Genomic DNA, 26,819 nt, shown 5'->3' with positions numbered 1-26,819 from the left:
CAAGCCAACTGCTGCCGCAGTTGGCTTTTTTGTTTAGAATCCACAAACAAAAAAAGCGCAAAATGCGCCTTTTTACAAATTTGAATCAACTATCAAAATAACTATCGATTATAGGATAGTTACACCAATCGAAACTACTGGAGTAATCAAACCATTTGGTGATTCAACTTCAACAAGAAATACTCCAGTATTCGCTTCATCTTCACCTTTAATGGTGGTGGTAAATTCACGGCCACCGTTATAGTTAGTACTTGGCCATGTATATTCACTTGCGCTCACAACAGAGCCTGCGGAGGTCGTAAATCTCACGACTGAACCTGCTGGCATTTGTTGATTATGCAAGTCTGAAATAGTAAACGTTGCCGTTGCAGAACCTTTGCCCACTATAGTCATATTACTACCATAATGCAGGTCATCAGTGTCATCTATCAATACATAATCATAACCATTTGCTTCGATGTAAGCAGGTGTAACTGACTCAAACACGTCTTTGGCTGCTGTTGCATAAGCTTGACTACCAGACATCACCATGGTTAGGCTGCGGCGTACATATAGTGACTTAGATTCAGTGACACCATCGGCACAAGCACTGTGTACCGGATCAGAACAAAGCACACCATTGTATTTACTGTCTTTGAGATCAAATACACCATTAGAGTTAAAATCAACCAACTCTTCTAATGTTCCACCAAGTTGACCGCCTGTTTGTTGCGGGTTAAATAATCCATCTTCGTTGTAGTCATTAAAGGCATCATTTAAATCAAATAGTTGACCCGTTACATCAGTACCAGTAAGAAATTCTGTTGCTTCTGAAGCATCAAAACGACCATTACCATTGAGGTCAGGGAATGACTCTTCACCAATAGCCGTGGCGGTAATCGTGGCGCGTCCACCGTATTTTTGGCCATAAATATTACCATAAATCTGTAATGTTGAATCATACGACAATTCTGCATTTGGATTTAAGGCCATCTGACCGGCACCATTAAGCAAAGTTTCACCTTCAGGTCGAGGTAACTGGCTTGTCCAAGTGACAGAACATGCTCCATCCAGTGTTTGACATGCATCTTCAATAGAACCACCTTCGGTAGTAAAAGACACGGTAGTTCCATCTGGGACAGGGTTGTTGAACGCATCCGCCATGCGAGCTGTAATGGTCACTTCTGTTCCATCTACATCCCAACCTTCGGCATTTAAAATTGTCGCAGCTAATGAGAAGCTGTCTTGGTCTGGAATACCCGTAGACACAATCAACTGATTAGATTGACTCGACACAGCAGGTACTGCGCCATTATCTACAGTAGCGGTAACACGTAAAGACGTCGCTACGGTACCAGTAGTCACGACAGTTTGTACAATGCCATCATTGTCTGTGGTGGCTTGCAGAGGATCAATTTTAACCCCCCCAACACTGGTATTAAGTGAAAATTTAACATTTTGGTTAGCAACCACATTGCTATTTTTATCCAACACTTTAAATTTAACCACTGATGCTTCAGTACCACCAGTGCCTAAAATACTAATATTTTCAGGAACGGCGGATACAAACACAATACTGCCAACATCAGCCTGGAGCACATTGATAGTACCCACTGCAGATAAGCTAATACCGCCAGCATCGGCTGTCACATTAATTTGGTCTTCACCAACGCAACCTTCTGCACGGTAGGTTGAAGTAGCAATACCATTACTTGATGAAACAGGGGTACTAATCACAGCTTGCGCCGGAGTTTTTGTCGCGCAAGTTGATGAGAAATTAACATCAACGGGTTGGGTAAAAGCATTACCTAAATCATCTTGAATTGACACTGTTACCGTTGCTGTTCCGCCCGCAGATAAATCAGTTGTACTAATTTCTGCCACACCTTCAACAAAAGGTGTACCGCTACCCATAACAACATTCGTTGCCCCGACAACAACAATCGTTGAACCGGTTTCATTGGTAGACAATGTCGCTGTTGCTTCACCAGCACCTAACGAACTGCCAGCATAAATATCAATGGTGGCTTTGCCTTGAGCATTGGTTACTGCTGTTTTAACAGGCAAATCACCGATAGGGCTATCAAATGTCACAATAGAGGACTTGGTAATACCCGTAACAGTCGCGGTTAATTTACCCGGCGATAAGGTACTGATAGATTGAATAGCATTGCCAGCGGCATCGGTTAACACCAATGAGACTTGCGCTCCGCCTCCGGCTACACCACCGTCACCTGTCATTGTGACAAATAATGACGCGTTCTCACCTGTTGTGGTGGTAGCGGTCACTGTTGCTCCGGTATTAATCTCTGCAGTATTGAGCTGGATAGTCGCCACACCGCTTGAGTTAGTGACGACTTCACCAGTACTGGGTGAAAATGTACCATAATCATCATTGTTGAGCGTAAATGTAACAAGGGTACTGACAGCAGCACCCGTTGAATCTTTTACTGTTGCAGTAATGATTGCCGGCTCTGCAACCGAAACCTGAGAATTGTCGATAGCTAATGTAATTGTAGTAGTATCAGTATCGTCTCCTCCGGCACCATCATCGGTTATACTGCCGCCGCCGCCACAGGCGACGAGAAAAAACGAACACAAAAGTACGAAATAAACCTTAAACGCTGACCTCATTGTCAGACTCCCTGTGACATTAAAATAAAACGGAATAATGATTATCGTTAATGACAACTTAACAATACGCAAACATCTTATAACTTTAGCATAACTCTAGTCTTTTCTTAGCGATTTATCCGCTAAAACTTTCACTTTTAGATCATTTCCTAAGTGACCGATTCCTGCTAGTCTTTAGCGTTAACAATAAAGATATAGCATAATAAAATAATGAAGGAACACTCTGTGAGTAAACAACGTAAGCTCGGACTCACGAGCAAGATTTTAATAGGCATGGCTTCAGGTATTATTTTAGGCCTTCTTTTAAGGAACGTGTTTCCTGACAGTCTATTTATTAAAGAATACATTACCGATGGTTTTTTACATGTTATCGGCACAATCTTCATATCAAGCTTAAAAATGCTTGTCGTTCCACTGGTCTTTATTTCACTTGTGTGTGGTACAAGCTCATTAAGCGATCCATCTAAATTAGGACGTTTAGGCGGTAAGACAATTGCTTTCTATTTATTCACCACAGCAATCGCTCTTACTATCGCTATTTTAGCCGCAGTGCTTATTCACCCTGGTAATGCCAGCCTTGCGGGTAACGCATTAGAATTTACGGTCAAAGATGCGCCTAGTTTGTCTGAGGTCATTATTAATATTGTACCGACAAACCCAATGCAAGCGATGAGTGAAGGAAATATGCTGCAGATCATCATCTTTGCAGTTATTTTTGGCTTTGCTATCTCACACATCGGTGATAAAGGTACTCGTGTTGCGACCTTTTTTAATGATTTAAATGACGTCATCATGCGCGTTGTCACCTTGATTATGCAATTAGCACCTTACGGTGTGTTCGCATTAATGGCCAAACTGAGCTTAACCTTAGGATTAGAGACCTTTGGTAGCGTAGTCAAATACTTCTGCTTGGTCGTCATCGTGCTCTTTATCCAAGGGTTAGTTGTTTATCCTACTCTGCTAAAATTATTCTCCGGTCTCAGTCCGTTAATGTTTTTACGTAAAATTCGCGACGTACAGCTATTTGCTTTTAGTACTGCAAGCTCTAATGCAACATTGCCAGTTACCATTGAAACTGCTGAACACAGAATGGGCGTTGACAACAAAATAGCGTCATTCACCTTACCACTTGGTGCCACACTCAATATGGATGGCACCGCCATTATGCAGGGTGTTGCAACGGTATTTATTGCCCAAGTATTTGGTATCGAATTGAGCATCATGGATTATGCTACAGTTGTGGTGACTGCCACACTAGCTTCTATCGGTACTGCAGGTGTGCCAGGTGTAGGTCTTATTATGCTGGCAATGGTACTTAATCAAGTGGGTTTGCCAGTTGAAGGTATTGCGTTAATTATTGGCGTCGACAGAATGCTAGACATGATCCGCACTGCGGTAAACGTAACTGGCGATGCTGTTGCTACTGTTATCATCGCCAAATCTGAGGGTGAATTTAATGAAGATATATTCAATGATTCGCAAGCAGGTAAGGCAGCAAAAAGCTTTGAAGAGCAAGTGCTTAATGCCAAGAAATAATGGTTAAGTTTACGTAATAATAAAAAAAGCGCTAATTTAGCGCTTTTTTATTATCTTTTCCTTGCATAAACATGCCATTATCATCAACTTACATTAATATTAGCGCTTATAGATATACCCAAGGTATCACCAACTTTAATTGAAAAAAACGGAATCAATATGGACATTACTTTATTGGCTAGTTTAGCGGTTATTCATATTGTGGCATTAATGAGCCCAGGACCAGACTTTGCCATTATTGTCAGAATGGCAACCCAACAAACCCGCTTAACGGCACTTTATTGTGCCTTAGGCATTGCCGTCGCCATATTAGTTCACACCTTTCTATCCTTAATGGGGATCAGTGTGATGATCCAACAATCGCATGTTGCCTTTATGGTAGTGCAATTGATTGGCAGTAGCTATTTAGCCTGGATGGGATATGGGGCGCTCAAATCTGCACTCACCAGTATCATCAATAAACGTGAAATTTCATCAGCAGAATTATCCGCTCAAAGCCAACCAACAACGACCGGATTAATATCATCAATAAAAGGCTTTAAAGTCGGCTTATATACTAATTTACTCAATCCAAAAGCACTGATTTTTTTTATCACCCTGTTTTCAGTATTGATCACCCCACAAGTCAACAATTCAACCAAAATAGCCGCAGCGATATTATTATTTGTCTTATCATTAGCCTGGTTTAGTTTATTGGCACTTGTTCTATCTAAGCCGCAAGTACAGCAAAAGTTGCTGGCGGCCAATACCATTATTGATTTACTGGTTGGAATTATCTTTATTGCAGTAGCTCTTACCATTGCCAACAATGTTGTTGAGCAAATAATGAATACATTTTAAATATCATACAGTTAGAAAATAAAACCGCTTTAAACTATACAATTGTAGACATTAACTAAATATATTACAAATCATATAATTAAGCGGTGTTAGCAAGCTTGTAAACGACTTCGGGGATGTTGTAATAATCGACGCGCAAAATAATCTACTACCACATTGAGTCCAGCAGTGAACACTAATAGTAATAAAGCACCACTAAAACGAATTTCAGAAAAATTACTATCGACATAAAATCCTAACGTCATGACCCCAAGCATCCCCAAAATAGCTGTTTCTCGAATAATCACTTCAAAACGATAAAACAACAGGCCCATAAAATGAGGATATATGGCAGGAATAACCAAATAACTGTATTGATCAATCCGAGGTTGATAAGTCAGCGGCACGGTCACACTGTCAGCTTGGCGCGCCATTAAAAATACCATCAGGCCGCTATTGTGTAATGCTAATGCGATGATCGCAGGTAACATCGAAGGTCCCAACAACATCATAAACACAAAAGCCAACAAATATTCGGGCAGAGAACGTAATATTAAATTCACCGCCCTCATGATTAAGATAATCACTTTTGGCATCATCAGTCGAGTATTAAAAGGTAATAATACCAATGTGAATAAATAGGTTAACCCTAAGGCACAAAAAGCCAGAACTAAGGTGGCAATCATCCCTGGAATAACTTGTTGGCTTATTAGCTTATAGCTCCAATCAAATAATTTTGACAAGTGTTCAGTATCAAACCAACTTAAAAAGGCTTGCCCTTGTAACATTGGTGGTAAAATATCAACACTAAGAAAGCGCCAAATAAGCTGACCATCAATTGTCGGAATTGGCGGTAAAAAATACACAGCAAGAGGTAAATACAGCCAAAACAAAATCGGTCTAGCCCAATAACGTATGCTACCAATTAACAATACGAATAAGATTAATAATGCCCCACCTTGCTCATAATGCCCTTGGCGAAAGGCAGATTCTAAATAGAAGCCTAATGTCGGCATACCAATAAAACCCAACACCGCACTACTGCGTAACGCACATTCGAAACGGTAACGAATATAATCGACAATCTGCGGATACATATGCATCCAGCGACCATAAATAAAAGTAGACAGTTTATCGGTGCCTTTTGGCAGTGAAAACAGGGTGTGTAAGGGCGCTTGCTGTAAAATATCCGCAAAGACGCGGGCAAACGTAGCGGCATAAGGAAGGGCAATGGCTAAAATACCCGTAATCGCCGATAAACCAAATATTTGTAAAAATATTAACGCCCAAAATATCTCATGGATAGCGCGAATAAATGCACACATTGCCGCAATCAAAGGGTGTTGATACCACAATGCTAATGGGAACCCTAATAGCAATCCAACCGTAATACCGAGTAAAGCAAAACTGATAGTTTGCCAAAGAGCCTCAAATAAATATTCTGTCGCAAAAAAATCTGGATGAATAAAACCCAGACCCATACGGCCAAGTTCGATCCAAGGATCGAGCGCGATTACTTCGGTATCAGCAAAAAACCAGCACACTGAAACCATCAATAAAAGCAACAGAGTGATTTTCTGCCAGTGGCCTACAAAAGAGAATCCACTAAAGAGCATGGCTTTAGGCATAATAGAAAGGATTGTTACTAAATGGAAAAACGTAAGTAATATGAGGTATTTTTAATAGCGATTGATTCATATTTATATCACAACATTTTTTGCAGCATCAGTTAATGCATAGTGCTGCGACAAATGAGCCAAAGTTAATTGTTCAGCTTTATCATCTAATACGACTTTTCCATCGCTAATCACAATAATACGATCAAAATGTGCTAATGCTAATTCGGCATCATGTAGCACACAAATCACACTCGGATGTGCTTGCTTAATCAAATTTAACAGTCGTAAGCCCATTAATGGATCCAATGCAGAAAAAGGTTCATCACCCATAAACACTGGCTGTTGCTGAAATAACGCTCTAGCGAGCGCTACCCGTTGACGTTGACCACCAGATAACTCGCTAACTTTCTGCTGCAATGGCACCACTAGCTCCAACTGTTGGCAAATATCGCTAATGTGAAGTTGCGGTTTTTTAAACGGCAACAACAAATTAGCCAAATTATACCAACGAGAATGGCGCGCTAATCCACCAATAAACACGTTGTGATAAATCGATAAGTTATCGACCAGTCCTTGGGCTTGAGAACACAAACAGGTTTGCTCAGACAATTGTTGATACAAATGATGCAACAGCGTGGTTTTACCCACGCCTGAAGGACCTAAAATAGCCACATGCTCATTGGCATTAAATGACAAATTAACTTTAGATAATATAATCTGTTGGTTATAACCTAAATCAACATCAACCAACGACAACATTAATCAATCATTCCAATTGTTTTAGCCACACGCTCAATCGGTTCATAATCACTATTTTTGGCAGGTACAAATGATTCACGAGGAAAACTGGCCAATAAATCTTTATCAGTCATGCCAATTAACACTTGAGTGAGTTTATCTTTAAAACCAGCACCAAAATCGTTGTCAATGCCCGAATGAACAGTCCATTGATAATCCTGGTAAGTCGGACTTTCCCAAATGACTTTTACTTTACTGGTATCAACTTTACCGGTTTCAACGGCGGTGTCCCACACTTTGTAATTCACTGCACCTACTTGATATACACCCGCTTCAACTTGGCTGATAGTACGGCTATGGTCACCAGAAAAACCAATGCGTTTAAAAATCTGCTCAATTGGCATGCCAGTATTTTTTTCAATAAAATACTGTGGCATCAAGCGCCCTGAGGTTGAATCTTTAGACCCAAACGTAAAGGTGTAATTATTAAGTGTAGGGAAATTATCAGATGGCATAAGGTCAATTGAATGATTTGCAATCAAATAGCTTTTAAAAAATTGATCTTCAAAACCCTGTGCTATGGCTTCAGAACCGGGCACTAAACGACGAGCTTGCACCCCAGATAAGCCACCAAACCATGCTAATTGCACTTGGTTATTACGAAACGCCGTTACTGCAGCAGAATATGACTTGACCGGAATATACTTGACTTCCACACCCAATTGCTCAGATAAATAAACCGCCACTTTATCAAAACGAGTACGAAGCTGACTTTCATCTTCATCCGGTATAGCAGTAAACGTAAAAGTGGCACTTAATGCAAACGTCGAAAATAAACTCAATAAGCTAGCCGATAATATATGTGTTAGTTTCATCTTAATCTTAAGGGTAGTGAATTAATGTGGTTATTCTAACTTACCTAACACCCGATCACATAGACAAAGCAATCGGAATGTGACAAATATGGAAAAAGATAACTATAACTATTCTTATTTAATCAATAAATTTCAAATAAATGTGCCAAATATTTGTTTATAAATAAACCAAGACCATTTGTAAAATACTAATAAACATAACTTTTAATATAAAAATTGTAGACATGTTTGTTTTTTACAACATTTTCACATTCGGCAAAAGACTCAAGTATTAATCGAGTTGATACTAAACAAAAATATTACCAAGGCAAAAAACTAACTCAGCGCTGCATAAAGCTGTTCAGCCCGATTAAACATCACCCATGAAGTGGCAATATACTTATCATTGCTAATGGGCACATTGCCACGATGACTGTGAGTAAAACCGGCAGGGGCAATCACCATAGTGCCTTTTTTAGGGCTTATTTTACGCTGTTGATAATAAAACTCCGTTTCGCCGCCCTCTTCAACATCATTCAAATAGAACATATACAAGGCTACACGATGTAAGGCTTCATTATGATCATTTTGAGGAAACTGTTCTGAATGCCAATGGGGGTAACCACCAACACCCTGTTGATAATGCTGTATATTTATCGTACCACTTCTATACAAATACTTAGTTAACGCCGCAGCTCTTGGTCGACCTAATTTATCAAAATTAGCAGGCGTTAAGGTCTGTGGTTGCCCATTTTCATCCGCTACTTGTACTGACACAGCCCCCATAAGACAGAGTGAATACCGAGTTAAATATTCAGTAACACGAGTTAGTGTTACATCGAGTAATTCATTTTTTAATTCAGCTAAATCATCAAAAGCATCTAACATTAAATCACGGCTGTGCTTTTTTTTGGTATCAACACCAAAGCCAGTTTGTCCAAGAGCTACACTAGGATGTGCTTCAAATGCAGCAATTAAACGGTCACATAAATCATTACTCATCGCATTGGGATATACTTCAATAAAATCCATCGTAGGCTAACTATTGTTAATCAATTTATAGTAGTATGCTGCCACGTGATTCAGGTATCTGTAAAGGGCAATGCTGAACATAGCTTTTTGTTCTTTAAAGTAACTATCTATTGAATATGAAAAAAAATAAAAAAATCTCTGTAGAGCAATTAGAAGTTGGTACATTTATCCGTTTGCCTGTTTCTTGGAAAGATCATCCCTTCCTGTTTGGCAGTTTTAAAATCAAAAATACGGCGCAAATTGAAATTATCAAAGGATTAGGGATAAAAGATGTTTTCTTTGACCCTGACAAAAGTGATATAGAACCTGTCACATCAGATAATATTAATACTCCCAAAACGGATGAGCATACCTTAGCCACACTTAAGGAAGAAATGCTTCTTCAAAAGTCAGAAAAAATTGATCAACAACAAAAACTCAAACGCGATTTAAAGAAAACAGAACAGCAATTTACTCGTTCTGTTGCCATGATGCGGTCAATGGTATCTAAAGTGAGTAGTAGACCACTCAATGCGGTAAACGAAGCTAAAGAGCTCATTAGTAACATGACCAATATGTTACTTAATAGTGATAACTTAGGCTTGCATTTAATGGCCGACGCAAAAAATGATGAACACATTTATCATCATTCTCTCAACGTCACCATGCTGTGTATGTTAATGGCCAAAGAGCTAGGTTGGAGCCGTGAAGAAGTTGAAATCATTGGGATTGGAGGGTTATTTCACGATATAGGTAAACTTAAAGTTCCGAGTACGATTATCAATAAACGTGTGCCGCTTACCACACCAGAACAAAATTTCATTAAACAACACCCATTAATGAGCATTAACTTTCTGAAACTGGCTGACAGCTTCCCTGAAGAGGCTAAACCACTAATTGCCAACCATCACGAATTTTTAGATGGTAGTGGCTACCCACAAGGCCTCAAAGCCGACAAATTAGACAAGCTATCACAATTGATAGCCGTAGTTAACGAATACGACAACTTGTGTAATGGCGCCAACCACAACAAGGGCAAGCCGCCAAGTGTCGCGTTAGGTCTATTGTATAAAAACTATAAAACAAAATTAAATACTGAATATATTAGCAAATTAATCAAGATGTTAGGGGTTTACCCGCCGGGTAGTATTATTGAGTTATCAAGTGGTCAATATGCCATGGTCATGTCAGTAAACTTACAACAGCTATTATTCCCCAATATTGTGGTTTACGATCAACTGGTACCTAAAGAGTTAGCTCCTATTATTAGTTTACAGGATGAAGGCCTGAGTATTGTCCGCAGTTTGCCCGCAGCCGCATTACCAGAAAAAATCCATAACTATCTAAATCCTCGAGAGCAAATAAGTATTGGTATTAGCCAAAATTAGTAGAAGAAAGGTACGACTATTCTAATGAATATAAGGGTTGTTTTATCCCGGCAAAGCCCACTTACAGCAATACCTACCAGTCCTCACTTTCAATGGTAAAATTCAGTATTTTAGATCAATAACATTGAAATAAGTCGTGCGATTAGATTCAGCTAAATCATAAGTCGAAATAAGGCTACAAATCATCGAAGTTAATGGGATTGGTATAATACTACCGGCTGTTATCTAAGGGATAAAAAAACCATCAACTGACAACAATTGATGGCGTTAATTTTGTTATTGAGATAACTGCTACAACCACCCTTTTCTTTTAAAGAAAAAGTAGGTCCCTGCCGCGCTGGCAAGCATTAATACCACAGCTAAAGGGTAACCAAAGCGCCAATCAAGCTCAGGCATAAGGTGAAAGTTCATCCCATAACTGCTGGCAATTAATGTCGGCGGCAGAAACACCACTGCCGATACTGAAAATATTTTAATGATTTTGTTTTGTTGCAAACCACTGAAACCCATTGCCGCATCCAGCAAGAATTGTAATTTATCGAAAATAAACTGGCTGTGTGGCATTAATGATTCAATATCCGACAACATCTCACGGATGCCTTTTAAGTTTTCATCGGACAAATTATCACGATAATAACGTTGCATATAACGTAATGAGCGCTGCGTATCCAACAAACTTAAACGAATTTTACCGTTAGAGTCTTCTTGTAAGGTGATAAGCTTAAATACATCATCAAGCTCTTCGTCATTAAAAACTTGCTCGCCGACATTTTCTAATATGCTATAAACATCTTCAATTAAGTCAGATAGATAGTCCACTTTTAAATAGAATAACTCTAGCATCAACCCTTGTGGTGTCGTCAAATCAAGACGACCTAAACGTAAGTAGTTACGCAACAGACGAATAAGACCGACGTCCTCTTCGCGTATGGTCAGTAAAAACTGTTCGCGTAAGTTAAATGACACGTTTACGGCACGAACATCAGAACCCACACGCTGTGGAAACAGTGAGTTAATGTGTAAACCGTCTTGGTTTTGGTAGAAACGCGCTGAGGCCTCAATTTCTTTAACATCTTCTTCATCAGGGACTTCTTCAGTAGAGAACAAGCTCAACCATTCACGTTCTTCATCTTCGGGTCTTAATAAATCCAACCACAATGTCGACTCTGGCACTTTATCGCCAACGCTTAATTCGGTGATGATGAGTTGTCTATTTTGATAGGCGTATGCAGTGATCATCGCTCCCCCAAAGTTTGTTATGCCTTTAATGACATAGCAAACAAAAATACTGAAAAGTGGCGCTAGTTTACTCAACTACCCATGAATGAAAAGTAAAAAGTTTCAACCACACCAAAAATCATACCAGTTATTGCTAACGTTCATTAACAATCTAATCAACACAATAAAGTCATATGCCCTGCTTTAAAGCGATGTTAAGGCCACAAATGAATCTCATCTTTTTTAAAGGAAGCATCTATATCTATAAAAGTGTTGAATAATATCAGCTTATATACTGCATCAAAGCATTCTGTACACATGTATACGTGTTGTTAAAAATCACATCCGTTGTCAACTATTTCACTAATTATCAAAAAGACACTCAATTGACCAAGCGTACATGGTTACTATCAATAATATTATAAAAAAAGCGCCGTTATAGGACGCTTTATCATCAAGGATATTAACGTTTATTCGCCATTATTCACCTTTCAGGCGACGATCTAGTTGATCTTTCAAATTGGCTGGTACACCTTTAATTAAAATGGTGTCAGAAATAGGATCGTAAATAACTCGCTCGCCTAAATGGCCACCATCAAAACTCAAGGTTACGCCACCGCCAGTGCCAGAAAATTTCTTTAAACTGCGTAAACTGGCTTTGTCAGCCGGAAACTCATCGTCCAACTCATAACTGCCACCACAAGCAAAATCATAAAACGAATCCATACCAGAATCAGCTAATTCGTCGGCCAAATCTTTAACTTCAATGACATCCCCAGAATCCGCTCGTTCAGCGCAATATTCAAATACCTTATTGCGGCAATCTTGGCGCTCGTTTTTGGTTAACTCACTGCCCGCGACAAAGTCTTCAACCGCATGGATTAAGGTTTTATTTTGCGCTTTGGTGTTAACACCCTCAACACACCCCATAAAGTCTAAAAAGAAATCAGCAACTTTACGGCCTGCACGACCACGAATAAACGAAATATACTTACGTGAACTTTTATCAGCTTGCCACTCAGTTAAATCAATGCGCGCAGCTAATTGAATATTGCTTAAATCTAAATGGTTATTTTGTGACAACTCCATATCATCTAATACCGTCATCGACGACTTCGCACTTAATAACGCCACAAATAAATAGTCGCTGGTCATGCTGGTGTAGCAAGACATTAACAAAAAACCACCCTGACTAAAATCATACTTAGACAATTCTTGCTGTAACAATTCGCTGGCTTGCCCGGTGAACTCTACAAAACCTAATTCACCACTGCGGTAGCCCGTTAACGCATTAGAAAATGCATCATTAGCATCACCGTCATCGCCATGAGTACCAAAAAAACCAAAACCCTTACCCGCTTTCCCTGAATAAGTCTGGTGTAACTCTTCTAACATGGTTTCAACAGCGTGAGTATTTAACAACGGTTGCGGACGTAAACGACAATGCATTTGGCCTTGTCCGTCTTGAGAAATTTCGTGAATAATTGCTTGTTCAATGCTAATACTCATAAGCCTTGTTAATCCTAGTCGGTCGCAGATGATAATTTTAAAAAGAATGATATCAGACCAATCGTATAAATCGAACAAGGGTTTACGAAATTCCTCGTATAGACCAAATAAAACTTGAGGCGATTAGCCACTAAATCCGTTATTATGTGCAGCTAATTCATTCTTTATTGACGTTTTCTGACTATGGCAATTCAATCTAAATACACAAACACCCAAGTTGAAGCACTTATCAGCGAGTTGCTTGCTGTACTGGCTAAGCACCAAGCGCCTACCGATTTAAGCCTAATGGTATTAGGTAACTGCGTGACTCATTTACTCGACAAAAAAGTCCCAAATGAATCTCGCCAAAAAGTCGCAGAGCAATTTGCCAAAGCACTAACACAATCAGTTAAGTAGCTGGTTAAATAAATTTATCACTAACGCTAACAATCAGTTACACTGAGATAGTCTGTGATAATAACGTAGGAATACGAGTTAAAATGATCGAGCGCAAAAAGCAGCAAATGACGCGTGATAAAGTGTCACGCTTAGTTAATTGGGGTCACTGGTTTGCCTTCTTTAATGGCATATTGGCGATGTTAATTGGCGCTCGATATATTGGCAGTGTCGGCTACCCTGATACCATAATAGGTTGGTCATATCTTGCCATCAGCACCATAGGTCATTTTACCTTTTTGGCCTTTATTGGTTACTTAATTTTTATCTTCCCAATTACCTTACTACTGCCTTATTCTAAAATATTACGTGGCTTTGCAGCGTTTATTGCCTCTCTGGGATTATATACCCTACTCTATGACACCATTATTTATGACGACTATGGTATTCATTTAAGTCCATTTGCATTCGATTTGGCCTGGCAAGACCTCAATGCTTTATTACACAGTACATCCTACATTATCACCCCTATCGTTATTGTGATTGTCGAACTTACCGCGGCCAACTTTTTGTGGAAACGCATCGACAAAATTCAGAAAAAACAATGGGGCAATAAAGTGGTACTGTTTGTCGGTATCTGCTTTGTCAGTAGTCACTTAATCCATATTTGGGCCGATGCCACCAACATGACCGAAATAACCCGTTTCGACGATGCCTACCCTGTGTCTTATCCAGCAACGGCACGTTCGTTTATGGAAAACCACGGCATAGACAGCAGCATGCAACCAACGGAATCACGTAGCAATAAATCACGTAAACTCAGCTACCCAATAAACCCAATGCAGTGCACGGCAGACAGTGACAGCCAACCAAATATATTATTTATCAGTATCGACAGTTTGCGCGCAGACATGCTTGATAGTGACACTATGCCTTTTTTAAGCCAATATCGACTTAAAAACCAGCGATTTATGAATCATTATGTGGGTGGAACCGACTTTGACACCAGCATGTTTACCCTCATGTATGGCTTACAAGGCAACTATAGCGATCGCAAAGAATTTGATAATACTAGCCCAATATTGACTAATATCCTTACGCAACAAGGTTATCAATTAGCGATGTTTGCACCACAAAATGATGGCTACACAGCAAAAAGCGCCATGTTTAACGGCATTAACATCCACATCAGCGAAGGCGATAATGGCAGTGCAGACGCCGACATCAACACCATTAACGCAGTGAATGCATGGCAACCAAATCAAACTCAACCTTGGTTTGCACTGGTAAACCTAACGGCACCAAAAGATTACGACACCCCTGTAGGATTTTTAGGGGTACAAACCATTAAACCGCATATGCCTTTAAAACCAGCGCAAAAAGTGTTGTTTAATCAATATCGTCAATCGTTAAACTTTATTGACCAACAACTCGAAACCCTTCTCAATAATGTCAGCGATGATACAGTAGTGCTGATTACAGGCACTTACGGTCAAGTATTTACCAGTAACGCCAATGATGCGCGCAATGACTTATCACCAGGTAATGTCAAAGTACCGTTAATCATTCATTGGCCAGACAGCACCCACGGCAATAAAGTAAACTACCGCACCAGCCATTACGGCATTGCGCCAACCTTACTTAGCCATGTTTTAGGTTGTACTAACCCAAGTACAGATTATAGCTCTGGTCGCAACTTGCTTGAACCTAACGACCAAACATGGGTATACATAGGTGACAGCCGCCGCTTTGCTATTTATCAAAAATCTGAGATAACCGTATTAGATCGATTTGGCAAGTACCGCATCTATGATGTTGATTATAAAAAACGCTTGGATAAAAAAATGAGCGCGCCAGAGTTGATCCAAGTCATGCGTGAAGGCCGTAGACTCTACAATCAATAAGGCCGTCTTTAGAGTAATCAATAGAGCCTTGATTATCGGTTGAGATTTTAGCTTGGTTGCTTATTACAATACTGAATCATGTATGCTTTTCAGCAACTGGATAGTTTATAATCAATCGGTAAACGGCTGATAACTAACTGCTTGCACTCATTTATTACTGTTGATAAAGTGCTAATCCACTTAGTCACCCCAAAGCCAATAGACTAACTAAGTGATGCTTTACAAGCTGACTTAAATATAAATATTATAGTTGTCCATATTTGAAGCAGTTGCACAAAATTCGGTATGTAGCGCAGCCCGGTAGCGCACTGTCATGGGGTGTCAGGGGTCGGAGGTTCGAATCCTCTCATACCGACCAAATTCGATATTTATTTCGATGGGTTATCGGAATTAAACCAAGTAAAATGAACTGATATACGAACTTATACCAATATAAATGCTTGCTCTTAATATAATTTACTGATTATATTCCAGATATAGCATGGTTCAAATTTAGCACTATAAATTATGAAACGAAACGACTAGCCGTTACACTTTATATTGTCTAATTGCATTATTGAGTTTCTTCGTTACTTCTTGAATCTCTTCACTCACAACAAAAATGTCTTTAGCACCACCTTGCACTGATGAAGATATTTGATCCATATCGGTTATTTTTTCACTCATATGACGATACGTCTGTCTTTGATCGTCAGTTGCAACAGCAATCATCTTATTCAAATTTAAAATACTATCAAATTTATTGGTAATTTCTAGCAATGACTGGCCTGCTTTTTCTGATTCAATAACAGTGACTGAAGCACTTTTTTGACCAGCCTCCATAGCTCCTATAACAGAAGCTGCACCAGATTGAATTTCTTCAAGTACCTTTTTAATCTCTGCCGTAGAATTTTGAGTTCGGCTTGCCAGCGCACGAACTTCATCGGCAACCACAGAAAAACCACGCCCATATTCACCGGCTCTTGCAGCTTCAATTGCGGCATTTAACGCCAATAAATTTGTTTGATCAGCAATACCACTAATCGTATTTAAAATAGCACCTGCGTTATTTGCAAGGGATTCAAACTCGTTAACCATACCGGCTGCGGCATTAACATCTTTTGACAATTGATCGATAGAATGAACTGTGTTGATGACAATTTCACTCCCTTCATGGGCACTTTCATTGGCCGATGCCGCTTCTGAAGAGGCATTCGATGCTCTATCTGCGATGTCTGTTATACCATGAGTTAATTCTTGAATTGATTCAGAAACCGAATGCATCGCAGTATCTTGAGACTCACTTAAAGACAAGCTTTTTTGGCTCGTTTTTGCCAGTTTTTCAGAAACCACTTCTAAAATAGAAATGGTTTGTTGAGTGTAATTAATGCTTTGCTGCATAGTGGCAATAAACTTGTTAAACCAAAATACTAAATCTGCTATTTCATCTTTACCAGAGTATTTCACTCGTTGGGTTAAGTCGCCTTCGCCTTCTACAATATCACGCATCGACAAAGTGACTTGTTGTAAACTATTGACTATGTTTCGTGAAATAACAAAACTGACGCCAAAAATAAGAATGATTAATGCGCCACCAAGGCTCATTTCTATCACTAAACTGTTTTTGTTCATTTTAAAAATAGAGTCAACAGTGGCATCTGAATGAAAATTAACCGAATCAATTGCTTTATCGATTCTTTTTTGAAGGAGTAAAATAGAATCACTTGCCACTTTTGTCTTTACTGTAATAACATCAAAATCAATGTCATCTGTTAGCATTGATTTTGCAGCGAAAATTTTATTACTCGTATACAAATTATAAGGGGTAACATAATCAAAATTAAGATTTAATTTTTTGGTACCCTCTTCAACCGAAGTAATAACCTTTCTCAGGTTATCAGCCATCAAATTTGCATCATCAATAAGACTTCCATCTCCAGTAGTAACAGCACTCTCCAAATTTTTCTCTAAGTTAATTAACCCTTCTTTAGCTTCATTAAGCTGTTTGAGCATTGGATTATATTCTTGCTGTAACAATGTAATGCTTGATTGCGTCTTAGAAATCAGATTTTGTTGATAAATAAAAAGCACAATAAAACCTGATATCGCTATCATCGCCAAAAGAAAAATTCTTTGGCTAATTTTAAGATAAAGCCCTAAATTCATAATGCTTATATGCCTTTTTAATAAAAAAATAATGAAAGTATATTCACATAATATAAGAGGGTTAAATACCCTCTTATATCTCATTGCAGCAACGATTGATTCAGCTCAATCATACAATTATTTATATGTTCGACTAAAACAAACTATTGCAACAATATGACCTTAATCGATGCATCTACTTCTTTTGCATCAATAATACCTATTGCATTTGGATTAGATGCCACCATCTCTTTTATTTCACTGCTTGTTGATATCGACTTAGGTGGTTTGCCTTTACCTGAGAAAGTACGTTTTGCCCAATAAGCTTTAAATTGAGAAGATGAGCGTTCTAGAAGTTTAGTGGAAAACTCTTCACCTGCATCGCCTTGTTGAAACAACACTAATGCAGAATTTCCATCACTAAAACTCTTTTGGTTTCCAAGATAAATGTCTTTTACTGCTTCAATGTCTACAGTTGATTCATTCGATGGATTAACCACTACTGCAACTTCAGCACTTACATTTAATGTTAATACTGAAACTAATAAACCCACACCGAATACAACGCTTTTATTCATTAATTGTTTCATCATGGTACCCTTTAAAATGTTGCAACTATGGCGACTTGATAAACTTCGCCGCTAGCACCATCAGAATCTTCTTTATGAGAATATTCTGTTTTTAACGCCATTGAGTCATAAAAGTCCCATCTAAGCCCGACAGTATAAAACGGAGCAGTTGAGTCTTCGCCATTAAAATCCAATTGACGAGATTCTCCATATGTGACGTTAGGGGTAAAATCACCTATACGTTTAGCAACCGAAAACATCCAGGGTTGGAGCGTACCAGGGCCATCAGTACTGCCATCTTCTCTTAAGTCAGTTAAATCTACGGTTGTCATTTCGGCTATTGCATACCAATTGTTGTAATTAATTTGAAAGCCAATATCGTAACTGATGAGTACGCCATCCGTATTATTTTCAATCAAGCCATCTGGCGTATCCATGCTTGAACTTGACTCTTCATTAAATTCATAATATGCCAAATTTAACGTGAACCAATCATAATTATACGCAAGTCTGCCGCCCCAAATATCGGTATATTTATTATCAGTGGCATCATCATGTTCGGTACCATATAACACTTGGGTAAATAATGATGAATGACCAAAATCAAAGGTATATTGTGAGCTAACACCATTAAAACTATTAAATGGTGCGTTATATACTTGGTCTGGCAATTCAATCCAATTATAGGTATAAGACACATCAATAAAATCGGAATAAATATAATGCGGCATAATTTGACGGCCCAAAATAATGCGCCATTCGTCGGTTGCATCGTAACTCAAATATCCCCATGTCACATCACCAGCCCAATTTTCTGACGCTTCAAACTTTGCTTGAACCGTCATACCCAGCTTGTCATACAACTCAACAGTGCCTTGTAAACCAACAAAGGTGCCATTGTCAAAAGACCAGCTATCTTCGTCGTATCCTGCAATACCACCACGTTCAACAACGGCTTCATCACCCGTTGCCTTACCGCCAGCGACAGTTCCAAAACCTGAGATGTAGTAATCTGCATAGCTATTAAACGATATAAACGTCGCCGCGAGCGTAATCAATACTTTCTTATTCATAAGTGCCCTTAAAAAATTCTACCTAGATAAAGTTAATGTTTTAATCGGACGCAAAATACAAAAGAACAATGTATTGATATTTGCAATGTTATCGATAAAGGTAGTCATTAACATGTGGATATGACTTTGTTAAAAAGTCATGTAAGGATAAAACAGGCGAAGATTAATTGATTATTTACAATGTCGTCAACATGTTAATAAAACATCCATTTTTTCTCCACATTCATAGTGATACAAGTCGCAGAAAATGAGGGCTTGGTTAATGAAAAACATTTAAAATCAATAAAAAACAAACAACACCACATTCTATTTAATTAATTTATAACAAATTATTAACTCATCCCTTTCTATTTGAGTTAATGATGATGAGAACCGCTTAGTGTTTTTATTAATTCGGACCCAATATATATTAGATCATTTGTATAAAAATACAGCAAAACGGTAAGTAATATTAGCTACGCTGCATTTTATTACGAAGTTAAATCTTGGAGGTATTAAAAAACTTGCTATTAAATCGAATGAAATTAAAACCAAGGATGTATACAGTAAGCTATAATAATTTCAAAGAAGATATTATTTAAAACAATTCAAAAAGTGTAATCACCAGCACAAGAACTTGGTAGGTTCATCACTTTAATTGGACTCCCTATTTTTAAGGTTTTTTCAACATCAACAATGCCATTTTGTGGTGGGGTACTTAATATTAGAGCTATAAGTGGTATTAATAAAACAGATAAATGTTCTGGATATGTTTTAAATATTTTGTTTTCATTAAAAGGTATAAAAAACTTTATTCTTAAGTAAATAAATATCATTTTAGTCTTGATAGTTTTTTGTGATTTATCTAAGGCGAAATTGCGGATTTAACCGGGTCGATACCTATCGCACCGATGAATTTATTAAGTGCCAGAACAAGAGACAAGGTGCCGTTATGAACGGCTAATTGGTTTTGTAGATAGCAATAATATTATTCAATCAAATCTAGCTTTTATAGCAACTTATCATTAATTCGTTGCCGCACGATTATTTACCTGCCACGAATAACCTCCATTATAAAGGTGAATTTACTTAAAAACACATAAACAAAAAAGTCACCATGTGGATCGTCATTCGGCTATCAATAGCCAGCAAATCAGCCCTTAGGCTAATTTGAACTTATTAACTAACAAATTGAGGCGTTCATTGGCAATCGAAAGGTTTTGAGTACTCACAGCAGTTTGTGTGCCATTTTGTAACAGCTCAAGCGCCATCGTTTCTATGGTGTGTATATTTCGACTAATCTCACTTGTTACCGCACTTTGTTCCTCAGATGCTGTGGCTATTTGACCGCCTAAATCGTTAATTACCACTATAGAGTTTGTCATTGAATCAAGGTTAGAGGTCACTTTAAACGTGTTATCTGCCACCTTCTGACAGCTATCTTTAGTTTCAACCATCACCTTTACTGCTGATGAGGCGTCATTTTGTAACCTTGTTAAGATTTGTTCAATTTGAGCGGTACTCGATTGTGTACGGGAGGCAAGTGAGCGAACTTCATCAGCTACAACTGCAAACCCACGTCCTTGCTCTCCTGCTCGAGCGGCTTCTATTGCAGCATTGAGTGCTAACAAATTAGTTTGATCAGCTATCCCCTTAATTACGCTTAAAATCGATACGATTTGGTCAGTATTCTCACTCATGGTATTAATTTTATTGGTCGCCACATTCATATCTTCTACAAGGGCTATTACGCTATTTGACGCATCAACAACGGTGATTTTAGATACTTTAGCTTCTTGGTTGGCTTGTTCGCTTCTCGATGCTGTTTGCGCTGCACTGTTAGCCACAGCTTCTGCTGAGCTGTTCATCTGAGTGATTGCTGTAGCAGCGAGACGAGTTTCTGAACTGTGATTATTGAGTGCGATGGTATTACTTTCTGACTGACTGTTAAGCTGTATTATCCCTTCTGTGATTTCTTTAGATGAACTTGAAATATCAAGCATCATGGTTTGAAGGTAACCAATAAAATTATTAACTGAATGGCTTATATCTCCAAGCTCATCATGATTTATGATTTCCAATCGAGAAGTAAGATCGGCTTCACCAGTGGATAAGGTGTCTATACGTGTTTTTAACACCACCATATTGGAGATTATTTTGTTTATAACCCAGACACAAAAAAAGAGTGCAACGATGATAATCATGGATGCCACGGCAATACTCTGGAAAGTTTTATTGTCGAATATCTCACGAGTGCCATCCGAAAGTCCCTCTTGAATCGAGGTGACATTAGATTCAAGAGTTCCAGTTCCAATAATCCAGCCCCATTCAGGTAAAATCTTTCTTACATATGAAATTTTTGTTTTATTAACATTCGTTACAGAGGAAACTTCAGATAGTAGAATAAAGGCATCAGATTTGTCCCCTAATACTTGCTTAACGTTAACTGTGTTGTCTGTTTGAGTACCAATGAGATTTTTTTGCGAGTGTGCCAGAATATTACCATTTAGATCCTGCACCCAAAATTCTCCATGTTCACCATACTTTGCTGCCATGATTGTTTGTAGTGCAGCAGTGACATTTCCCTGCTTTAGTGTGCTGATATACTCGCCTGTGGCAATCACTAAATTAAGCGGTTCAAAATAGAAAGAAGCTGATATTTTTTCTTCTATTTTTCCAGTAGATGGATTTGAAAAAAAGTAGTTGGTAAAACCTATCTTGTTTTCTTTGGCTGCGGCAACAATATCCCGAGCATAATAATTGCCTTTTTCATCGATAGCATCACGACTATCGCCTACTGAAACGCTACCATTGCCAGCGGCTTCATTCGTTAAAGTGTCTGCATCATAGGCAAACAGATAGCGACCCTTTCCCCATTGATATTCATTGAGAAAAGTATAGATCATCATATCGGGATCATCGGTAAGATTATTTTCATAAAGATTATTAATTGTATTACGCAAAACGACAATCTCATCGCCCAGGGCTTGCCTGATATTTTCAACTTTGGATTGTTGATAGAAATCATTAACTGAACGGCTGAGAGTATCTACCTGGCCGATGAGGTTGTCCTTGACTAAACTTTCAACTTTATCATTGATATTTAGCTTTTCTTGCTTAAGAACAGCCTTTTCAATCATTAGTAAGTTGACGATAAAAAAGCTAGATACAAAGATTAGTAAAGTGCCAACTAATATAATTAATTTAGCTTTAATAGTTTTTGTCATAATCAAACCTTAGATAAACCCAATAATACATAAGAAAAATCTAATGGTATTAGGTGGTAAAAAATATCTAAGTTCAACATGGGTCTTTTGGAAGTGTGATCTAAACGTTAATATATTAGCAAAAAATGGGAGCTTACTAACAAAAAAACAACCCCAATATTCATCATTAATAATATACTTTTCATAAACTTAAACACTTGACCCAGAAGCTAGGCTGGAGTAGGTAGCCCACCTCAAGGAGTAGTAACCAAATGGAAAAGAAATGAAAATAATGACTTTCAATCTCATTATTTAGGGTGTGTTGGATCTCAAAATCACTTATTGAGGATCAGTAGATTTGACCTGTCATTTGTAGATAATTGAATTGTTTTCCATAATAGAATTTGGCCGAAATTTGAGAGCTATTCGAAATTCGTAATACACTTCAGCCCAACTTTGAGTCAACAAGTATCCGTTGTCGATAAATTTAATCAAGCTTCTCAGCACAACCCATTTGGCTAATGCGCCTATCTCAATGATTTTTAGTTGATGATATTGTTTATGCACCGAGCGATACTAAATGCTTTATTTTTTTATAGCGTAATGACATTGATATGCAATGCGTTAACTCGGTTAAAGGAATAATATCATTTTTGTTAAAGATGATTGATCTATTGCCTCCATAAACGAAAGTATCACCATAAATTTCTTTGAAAGTATCAATAAGGTTAGTTTTACAATTAAAGAAAATACAATATTGGTTTGGACTTTTAGCTTTCCAATCAAATCTTATTGTACTGCCTATTCTAGAGCTATAGCTGGGCTCTCCCCATTTTAAGGTTTCTTCAATATCAACAATGCCTTCCTGTTGCGCGACACTTAAAATAAGCGTTCTTAGTTGCATTAAGCAAACAGATATATCTTCTGGATATGTTTCAAATTTTTGTTTTACATTCACATCCATAATAGACATCCATTCATAGATAAATACATATCGCTTTAGTTTTTGTATGTTGTGTGGTTTACCTAAGTTAAATCGCATATTAAACGGGGTCGATACCAATCACAGTAATGAATAAAAAATCGATAGTTTACCTGCCACCATTAACCTGCATCATAAAGATGACTGTAACGCTAACTTCAAGATTTAGCGCTCTTATTGCCCGTTTAGGCTCTGTACTCATACATGTTATTTTGAGCGCCATATAGATCAATTGTTTCTCTTAAATGAAAGCCTATTTTGTTCAGCAAGCTATTGGAGCTTAAGTTTTCAATTAACGTAACGGCCAAAACGATACTCAAAGAATGAGTAATAATACCTTCTTTAAGGACTGAGTTAGCGGCCTCGGCAGCATAACCTTGTCCCCAAAATTCTGGTAAGAATGCATAACCTAAGTCTGGATAATCCAGTTCATCTCTTTTCAGTAAACCGCATATACCGATTGGCGTATCAGTGCCTTTGAGTAACACTACATTTAAACCAAATCCATAAACTTGATAGCTCAATATTGGACCATTGGTGAGATAATCAATGGCATCGACATGAGTTCGAACTTTCTTATCAGCGATATAACGAATAAAATACTTATCATTTAATAACTGCACAATAAACGCAGTATCATTAACATTAAGATGTCTGATCGTTAATCTTTCGGTTTCACATACTATTGTCATTAATAATCCATCTCTAGCACTTTACGTACTCATCTAATGAAAAGATTTCAACGTGTTAACTTAATTAGGCTTAGTCATAAATGATATAATAACCTGAGACATAAACCTTAATAAGAGTATCTCTCAAGCTTAAATTAGCTCTGTTTTGATTTTATGAACTTAATTACTTTTGTGTCAATAATAAGCGCTGACACAATTTGACAAAATCTGATGAGGTGACAATTCCCAGCACTTTGTTTTGCTCATCAACAACCGGCAGACAACCAAGTTTATTGTCGATAAAATATTGCACTACTATGGTAAGCGGCTCATCTAACCCTAGTTTTTGCACTTGAGTATCCATAATATCGGCAATGGGGGTATAGCGCTCTTTTCTGTCTAATGCTCCTTGACCATATTTATTGAGCATACTCAGTACACTGGCAATCATCTTTTTGTGGGTCAGCATGCCCATGAGTTGTCCAGTTTGCTCTGAAATAACTGGTAGATGGCGCACGTTGCGACTTTGCATCAATTGGTGGGCATCTTTAAGGCTAGCTTCGTTACTAATACACACTGGACTGGGGGTCATGATGTCGCAAACTTTCATCGTATACTCCTTTATCGACTATAGATTAAATATTATTCAAAACTGACATGAATAATTAAGGGGACCTAGATTGTCTATGAATAATCCACAGTTCAAGGTTATCGTTTATCTCATTGTCGAGCTCATTTAATCATAAAAATGATTAAGATAACCACGTTAAAATCTCTATTGCCCCCCGGTTTCATTAATACAGGGGATTAGCCACGTAGATTAAAACGAATACGTCAAAGGCATTCAGCCCTATGATTAATTTATTGCTTGATGTAACTCTTGATACATCAACTCGCGCATTTTAAACTTTTGTATTTTCCCTGTAACTGTCATGGGATATTGTTCAACAAACTTGATATAACGCGGCACTTTAAAGTAGGCAAATTTCTCGGTTAAAAAATGACGAATATCGTCTTCGGTAATATCGGCATTGGCGCGTACTTTAATCCATGCGCAAACTTCCTCACCGTATTTGTCACTTTGTACTCCAAACACTGCGGCATCTTGTACGTCCTTATGGCTGTAGAGTTTTTCTTCTATTTCGCGTGGGTAAATATTCTCACCGCCACGGATGATCATATCTTTAATGCGGCCAACAATTTGCACATAACCAAGCTCGTCCATTTGACCTATATCGCCCGAATGTAGCCAGCCGGTACTGTCGATAGTGGCGGCAGTTTTAACCGGATCGTTCCAATAACCTTGCATGATGCAGTAACCTCGACTGCACACTTCACCTGGTTGACCAATAGCAACCACATCGCCAAACTCATTGATAATTTTCACTTCTGTATGCGGCAATGCTCGACCAACGGTGAGCACTTGTTTTTCGATTGGGGAGTTAATTTCAGTGATGTGATTTAACGGACTACACTCGGTTTGACCGTAACCAATTAGCACTTCTGTCATGTACATTAACTCTTGTACACGGCGCATGACTTCTTCGGGGCATGTGGCCCCCGCCATAATACCAGTACGCAATGAGCTAAGGTCAAACCGGTTAAATTGTGGATGTTCTAATTCGGCAATAAACATGGTTGGTACGCCATGTAACGCTGTGCAGCGCTCATTTGCTATTACTTGCAAGGTGGTAAGCGGATCAAAAGACTCTCCGGGATACACTGCTGCTGAAGCATGAATAACACAAGCAAGACTGCCTAATACCATGCCGAAGCAATGATATAAAGGAACTGGCATACATAACTTGTCAGCTTGAGTAAAGCCCATGGCGTCAGCCACTAAATAAGCGTTATTTAAAATATTGTGATGAGATAACGTCGCGCCTTTAGGGCTACCTGTAGTACCAGAGGTAAATTGAATATTAATGGCATCATGTGTATTGAGAGAGTCAGCAATGGTGGCCAACACATGTTGAGCATCGTCATTAACCTCCAGCAGCAAATCATTAAAGTTGAGCATGCCGGGAGTGCAGTCTGTGCCCATTCGAATCACAAACTCGAGTTGAGGCAGTGAGAGTGTAGTGAGCTTACCTGCAGTGCTGGTGCTTAACTCTGGCAGCAACTCATTTAACATCTGTAAGTAATCACTGGACTTAAATTTATCTGCACAAATAACTGCTCGGCAACCCACATTACTCAAGGAGTATTCCAGCTCTTCAGGGCGATAAGCCGGATTAATGCACACCATAATGGCACCGATTTTAGCAGTAGCAAATTGGGTTAAACACCACTCAATATTGTTAGGAGACCAAATGCCGACTCTATCGCCAGGCTCAATGCCAAGCGTTAATAATCCAGTCGCAAGGGCATCAATCTTTGCTTGATACTGACGGTAATTCCAGCGAATTTGTTGATGGTGAACGACTACCGCAAGATTGTCTGGGTAAGTATTAGCAATATCATCAAAATATTGACCAATGGTTTTATCGGTAAGCGTCGTTGAAGTGACACCATGATATTCACTTTGAGTAAGCGGTAGTTGTGCCTGATGTTGTTTGACCATTAAAGCCTCCTTGCATGCGTTTCGTCATGTTCAAGCTAACCAATTAACGGCCTGACTCACAAGTAAAA

The 26,819-nt window shown here is 38.5% G+C and carries 20 protein-coding genes and 1 tRNA gene; 6 read left to right on the top strand and 15 right to left on the bottom strand.

All coding sequences use genetic code 11. The features are described from left to right. Positions 1 to 108 precede the first annotated feature (108 nt). Positions 109 to 2,613: a hypothetical protein gene (locus FH971_RS07370; RefSeq protein WP_140233869.1), complete on the bottom strand. Its 2,505-nt coding sequence runs from the start codon at positions 2,611 to 2,613 to the stop codon at positions 109 to 111. Between the two features lie 210 nt (positions 2,614 to 2,823). On the opposite strand from FH971_RS07370, the gene FH971_RS07365 reads away from it, so the two are divergent. Together FH971_RS07365 and FH971_RS07360 are read left to right on the top strand one after the other, a co-directional pair. Next, positions 2,824 to 4,149, top strand: a complete 1,326-nt coding sequence (locus FH971_RS07365; RefSeq protein WP_140233868.1) for a dicarboxylate/amino acid:cation symporter — start codon at positions 2,824 to 2,826, stop codon at positions 4,147 to 4,149. Between the two features lie 159 nt (positions 4,150 to 4,308). Next, positions 4,309 to 4,989, top strand: a complete 681-nt coding sequence (locus FH971_RS07360) for a LysE family translocator (RefSeq protein WP_140233867.1) — start codon at positions 4,309 to 4,311, stop codon at positions 4,987 to 4,989. A gap of 89 nt (positions 4,990 to 5,078) precedes the next feature. On the opposite strand, the gene FH971_RS07355 is transcribed toward FH971_RS07360, so the two are convergent. The 4 genes from FH971_RS07355 to FH971_RS07340 form a co-directional block, all read right to left on the bottom strand. Beyond that, positions 5,079 to 6,596 carry a PhnE/PtxC family ABC transporter permease gene (locus tag FH971_RS07355; RefSeq protein ID WP_140233866.1) on the bottom strand — a complete coding sequence of 506 codons (1,518 nt, stop codon included), beginning with the start codon at positions 6,594 to 6,596 and terminating at the stop codon, positions 5,079 to 5,081. A gap of 72 nt (positions 6,597 to 6,668) precedes the next feature. Continuing rightward, the gene (locus FH971_RS07350; protein WP_140233865.1) at positions 6,669 to 7,346 is read right to left on the bottom strand and encodes an ATP-binding cassette domain-containing protein; all 678 of its coding nucleotides are present in this window, start codon (positions 7,344 to 7,346) and stop codon (positions 6,669 to 6,671) included. Continuing rightward, positions 7,346 to 8,200: a putative selenate ABC transporter substrate-binding protein gene (locus tag FH971_RS07345; protein ID WP_140233864.1), complete on the bottom strand. Its 855-nt coding sequence runs from the start codon at positions 8,198 to 8,200 to the stop codon at positions 7,346 to 7,348. Before FH971_RS07345 ends, FH971_RS07350 begins: the two co-directional genes overlap by 1 nt. A gap of 315 nt (positions 8,201 to 8,515) precedes the next feature. After that, positions 8,516 to 9,211 carry a 2OG-Fe(II) oxygenase gene (locus tag FH971_RS07340; protein ID WP_140233863.1) on the bottom strand — a complete coding sequence of 232 codons (696 nt, stop codon included), beginning with the start codon at positions 9,209 to 9,211 and terminating at the stop codon, positions 8,516 to 8,518. Positions 9,212 to 9,327: 116 nt separating this feature from the next. On the opposite strand from FH971_RS07340, the gene FH971_RS07335 reads away from it, so the two are divergent. Then, complete coding sequence (locus FH971_RS07335) at positions 9,328 to 10,578, top strand: cyclic di-GMP phosphodiesterase (RefSeq protein WP_140233862.1); 1,251 nt, start codon at positions 9,328 to 9,330, stop codon at positions 10,576 to 10,578. 291 nt (positions 10,579 to 10,869) lie between these two features. Here FH971_RS07335 and corA read toward each other — a convergent pair whose 3' ends face one another. Further along, a complete protein-coding gene (gene corA, locus FH971_RS07330; RefSeq protein WP_137221426.1) occupies positions 10,870 to 11,817 on the bottom strand; it encodes a magnesium/cobalt transporter CorA in 948 nt (315 codons plus the stop codon). 459 nt (positions 11,818 to 12,276) lie between these two features. Further along, a complete protein-coding gene (gene yejK / locus FH971_RS07325; RefSeq protein WP_137221428.1) occupies positions 12,277 to 13,305 on the bottom strand; it encodes a nucleoid-associated protein YejK in 1,029 nt (342 codons plus the stop codon). Between the two features lie 183 nt (positions 13,306 to 13,488). Here yejK and FH971_RS07320 point away from each other — a divergent pair, with 183 nt between their 5' ends. The 3 genes from FH971_RS07320 to FH971_RS07310 all read left to right on the top strand — a co-directional run bounded on the left by FH971_RS07320 (position 13,489) and on the right by FH971_RS07310 (position 15,942). Further along, entirely contained in the window at positions 13,489 to 13,701 is a 213-nt protein-coding gene (locus tag FH971_RS07320; protein WP_137221430.1) for a YejL family protein, read from the top strand. Between the two features lie 83 nt (positions 13,702 to 13,784). Then, entirely contained in the window at positions 13,785 to 15,584 is a 1,800-nt protein-coding gene (locus FH971_RS07315; protein WP_137221432.1) for a DUF3413 domain-containing protein, read from the top strand. 281 nt (positions 15,585 to 15,865) lie between these two features. Beyond that, positions 15,866 to 15,942 (top strand) — tRNA-Pro (locus FH971_RS07310). A gap of 170 nt (positions 15,943 to 16,112) precedes the next feature. Here the strand turns inward: FH971_RS07310 and FH971_RS07305 are convergent. The 8 genes from FH971_RS07305 to FH971_RS07270 all read right to left on the bottom strand — a co-directional run bounded on the left by FH971_RS07305 (position 16,113) and on the right by FH971_RS07270 (position 26,751). Beyond that, positions 16,113 to 17,729 (bottom strand): methyl-accepting chemotaxis protein, encoded by a 1,617-nt coding sequence (locus FH971_RS07305; RefSeq protein WP_167495992.1) that lies wholly within the window; start codon positions 17,727 to 17,729, stop codon positions 16,113 to 16,115. A 143-nt stretch (positions 17,730 to 17,872) separates the two neighbouring features. Then, a complete protein-coding gene (locus tag FH971_RS07300) occupies positions 17,873 to 18,301 on the bottom strand; it encodes a type 2 periplasmic-binding domain-containing protein (RefSeq protein WP_140233860.1) in 429 nt (142 codons plus the stop codon). An 8-nt stretch (positions 18,302 to 18,309) separates the two neighbouring features. Next, positions 18,310 to 19,350 (bottom strand): porin, encoded by a 1,041-nt coding sequence (locus FH971_RS07295; RefSeq protein WP_140233859.1) that lies wholly within the window; start codon positions 19,348 to 19,350, stop codon positions 18,310 to 18,312. Between the two features lie 1,139 nt (positions 19,351 to 20,489). Then, positions 20,490 to 22,556 (bottom strand): methyl-accepting chemotaxis protein, encoded by a 2,067-nt coding sequence (locus FH971_RS07290; protein WP_140233858.1) that lies wholly within the window; start codon positions 22,554 to 22,556, stop codon positions 20,490 to 20,492. A 538-nt stretch (positions 22,557 to 23,094) separates the two neighbouring features. Further along, positions 23,095 to 23,499 (bottom strand): DUF1801 domain-containing protein, encoded by a 405-nt coding sequence (locus FH971_RS07285; protein ID WP_140233857.1) that lies wholly within the window; start codon positions 23,497 to 23,499, stop codon positions 23,095 to 23,097. Between the two features lie 203 nt (positions 23,500 to 23,702). After that, a complete protein-coding gene (locus FH971_RS07280) occupies positions 23,703 to 24,209 on the bottom strand; it encodes a GNAT family N-acetyltransferase (protein ID WP_140233856.1) in 507 nt (168 codons plus the stop codon). Between the two features lie 163 nt (positions 24,210 to 24,372). Then, positions 24,373 to 24,798, bottom strand: coding sequence for a CBS domain-containing protein (locus FH971_RS07275; RefSeq protein ID WP_137221436.1), 426 nt, complete (start codon positions 24,796 to 24,798; stop codon positions 24,373 to 24,375). A gap of 246 nt (positions 24,799 to 25,044) precedes the next feature. After that, entirely contained in the window at positions 25,045 to 26,751 is a 1,707-nt protein-coding gene (locus tag FH971_RS07270) for an AMP-binding protein (RefSeq protein WP_140233855.1), read from the bottom strand. Positions 26,752 to 26,819: the final 68 nt, after the last annotated feature.

The sequence above is a fragment of the Shewanella polaris genome, from assembly GCF_006385555.1.
In the GTDB taxonomy this organism is placed as follows: Bacteria; Pseudomonadota; Gammaproteobacteria; order Enterobacterales; family Shewanellaceae; genus Shewanella; species Shewanella polaris.
This window is presented reverse-complemented; position numbering and strand designations above follow the sequence as displayed.

Bases quoted from the DNA above. Each gene is read 5' to 3' on its own strand.
- FH971_RS07295 (WP_140233859.1), bottom strand. From the start codon at position 19,350: ATGAATAAGAAAGTATTGATTACGCTCGCGGCGACGTTTATATCGTTT.
- FH971_RS07340 (WP_140233863.1), bottom strand. From the start codon at position 9,211: ATGGATTTTATTGAAGTATATCCCAATGCGATGAGTAATGATTTATGT.
- FH971_RS07335 (WP_140233862.1), top strand. From the start codon at position 9,328: ATGAAAAAAAATAAAAAAATCTCTGTAGAGCAATTAGAAGTTGGTACA.
- FH971_RS07300 (WP_140233860.1), bottom strand. From the start codon at position 18,301: ATGATGAAACAATTAATGAATAAAAGCGTTGTATTCGGTGTGGGTTTA.
- FH971_RS07305 (WP_167495992.1), bottom strand. From the start codon at position 17,729: ATGAATTTAGGGCTTTATCTTAAAATTAGCCAAAGAATTTTTCTTTTG.
- FH971_RS07350 (WP_140233865.1), bottom strand. From the start codon at position 7,346: ATGTTGTCGTTGGTTGATGTTGATTTAGGTTATAACCAACAGATTATA.
- FH971_RS07290 (WP_140233858.1), bottom strand. From the start codon at position 22,556: ATGACAAAAACTATTAAAGCTAAATTAATTATATTAGTTGGCACTTTA.
- FH971_RS07360 (WP_140233867.1), top strand. From the start codon at position 4,309: ATGGACATTACTTTATTGGCTAGTTTAGCGGTTATTCATATTGTGGCA.
- FH971_RS07280 (WP_140233856.1), bottom strand. From the start codon at position 24,209: ATGACAATAGTATGTGAAACCGAAAGATTAACGATCAGACATCTTAAT.
- FH971_RS07285 (WP_140233857.1), bottom strand. From the start codon at position 23,499: ATGGATGTGAATGTAAAACAAAAATTTGAAACATATCCAGAAGATATA.
- FH971_RS07275 (WP_137221436.1), bottom strand. From the start codon at position 24,798: ATGAAAGTTTGCGACATCATGACCCCCAGTCCAGTGTGTATTAGTAAC.
- FH971_RS07315 (WP_137221432.1), top strand. From the start codon at position 13,785: ATGATCGAGCGCAAAAAGCAGCAAATGACGCGTGATAAAGTGTCACGC.
- FH971_RS07370 (WP_140233869.1), bottom strand. From the start codon at position 2,613: ATGAGGTCAGCGTTTAAGGTTTATTTCGTACTTTTGTGTTCGTTTTTT.
- corA (WP_137221426.1), bottom strand. From the start codon at position 11,817: ATGATCACTGCATACGCCTATCAAAATAGACAACTCATCATCACCGAA.
- FH971_RS07345 (WP_140233864.1), bottom strand. From the start codon at position 8,200: ATGAAACTAACACATATATTATCGGCTAGCTTATTGAGTTTATTTTCG.
- FH971_RS07365 (WP_140233868.1), top strand. From the start codon at position 2,824: ATGAAGGAACACTCTGTGAGTAAACAACGTAAGCTCGGACTCACGAGC.
- FH971_RS07355 (WP_140233866.1), bottom strand. From the start codon at position 6,596: ATGCCTAAAGCCATGCTCTTTAGTGGATTCTCTTTTGTAGGCCACTGG.
- FH971_RS07320 (WP_137221430.1), top strand. From the start codon at position 13,489: ATGGCAATTCAATCTAAATACACAAACACCCAAGTTGAAGCACTTATC.
- FH971_RS07270 (WP_140233855.1), bottom strand. From the start codon at position 26,751: ATGGTCAAACAACATCAGGCACAACTACCGCTTACTCAAAGTGAATAT.
- yejK (WP_137221428.1), bottom strand. From the start codon at position 13,305: ATGAGTATTAGCATTGAACAAGCAATTATTCACGAAATTTCTCAAGAC.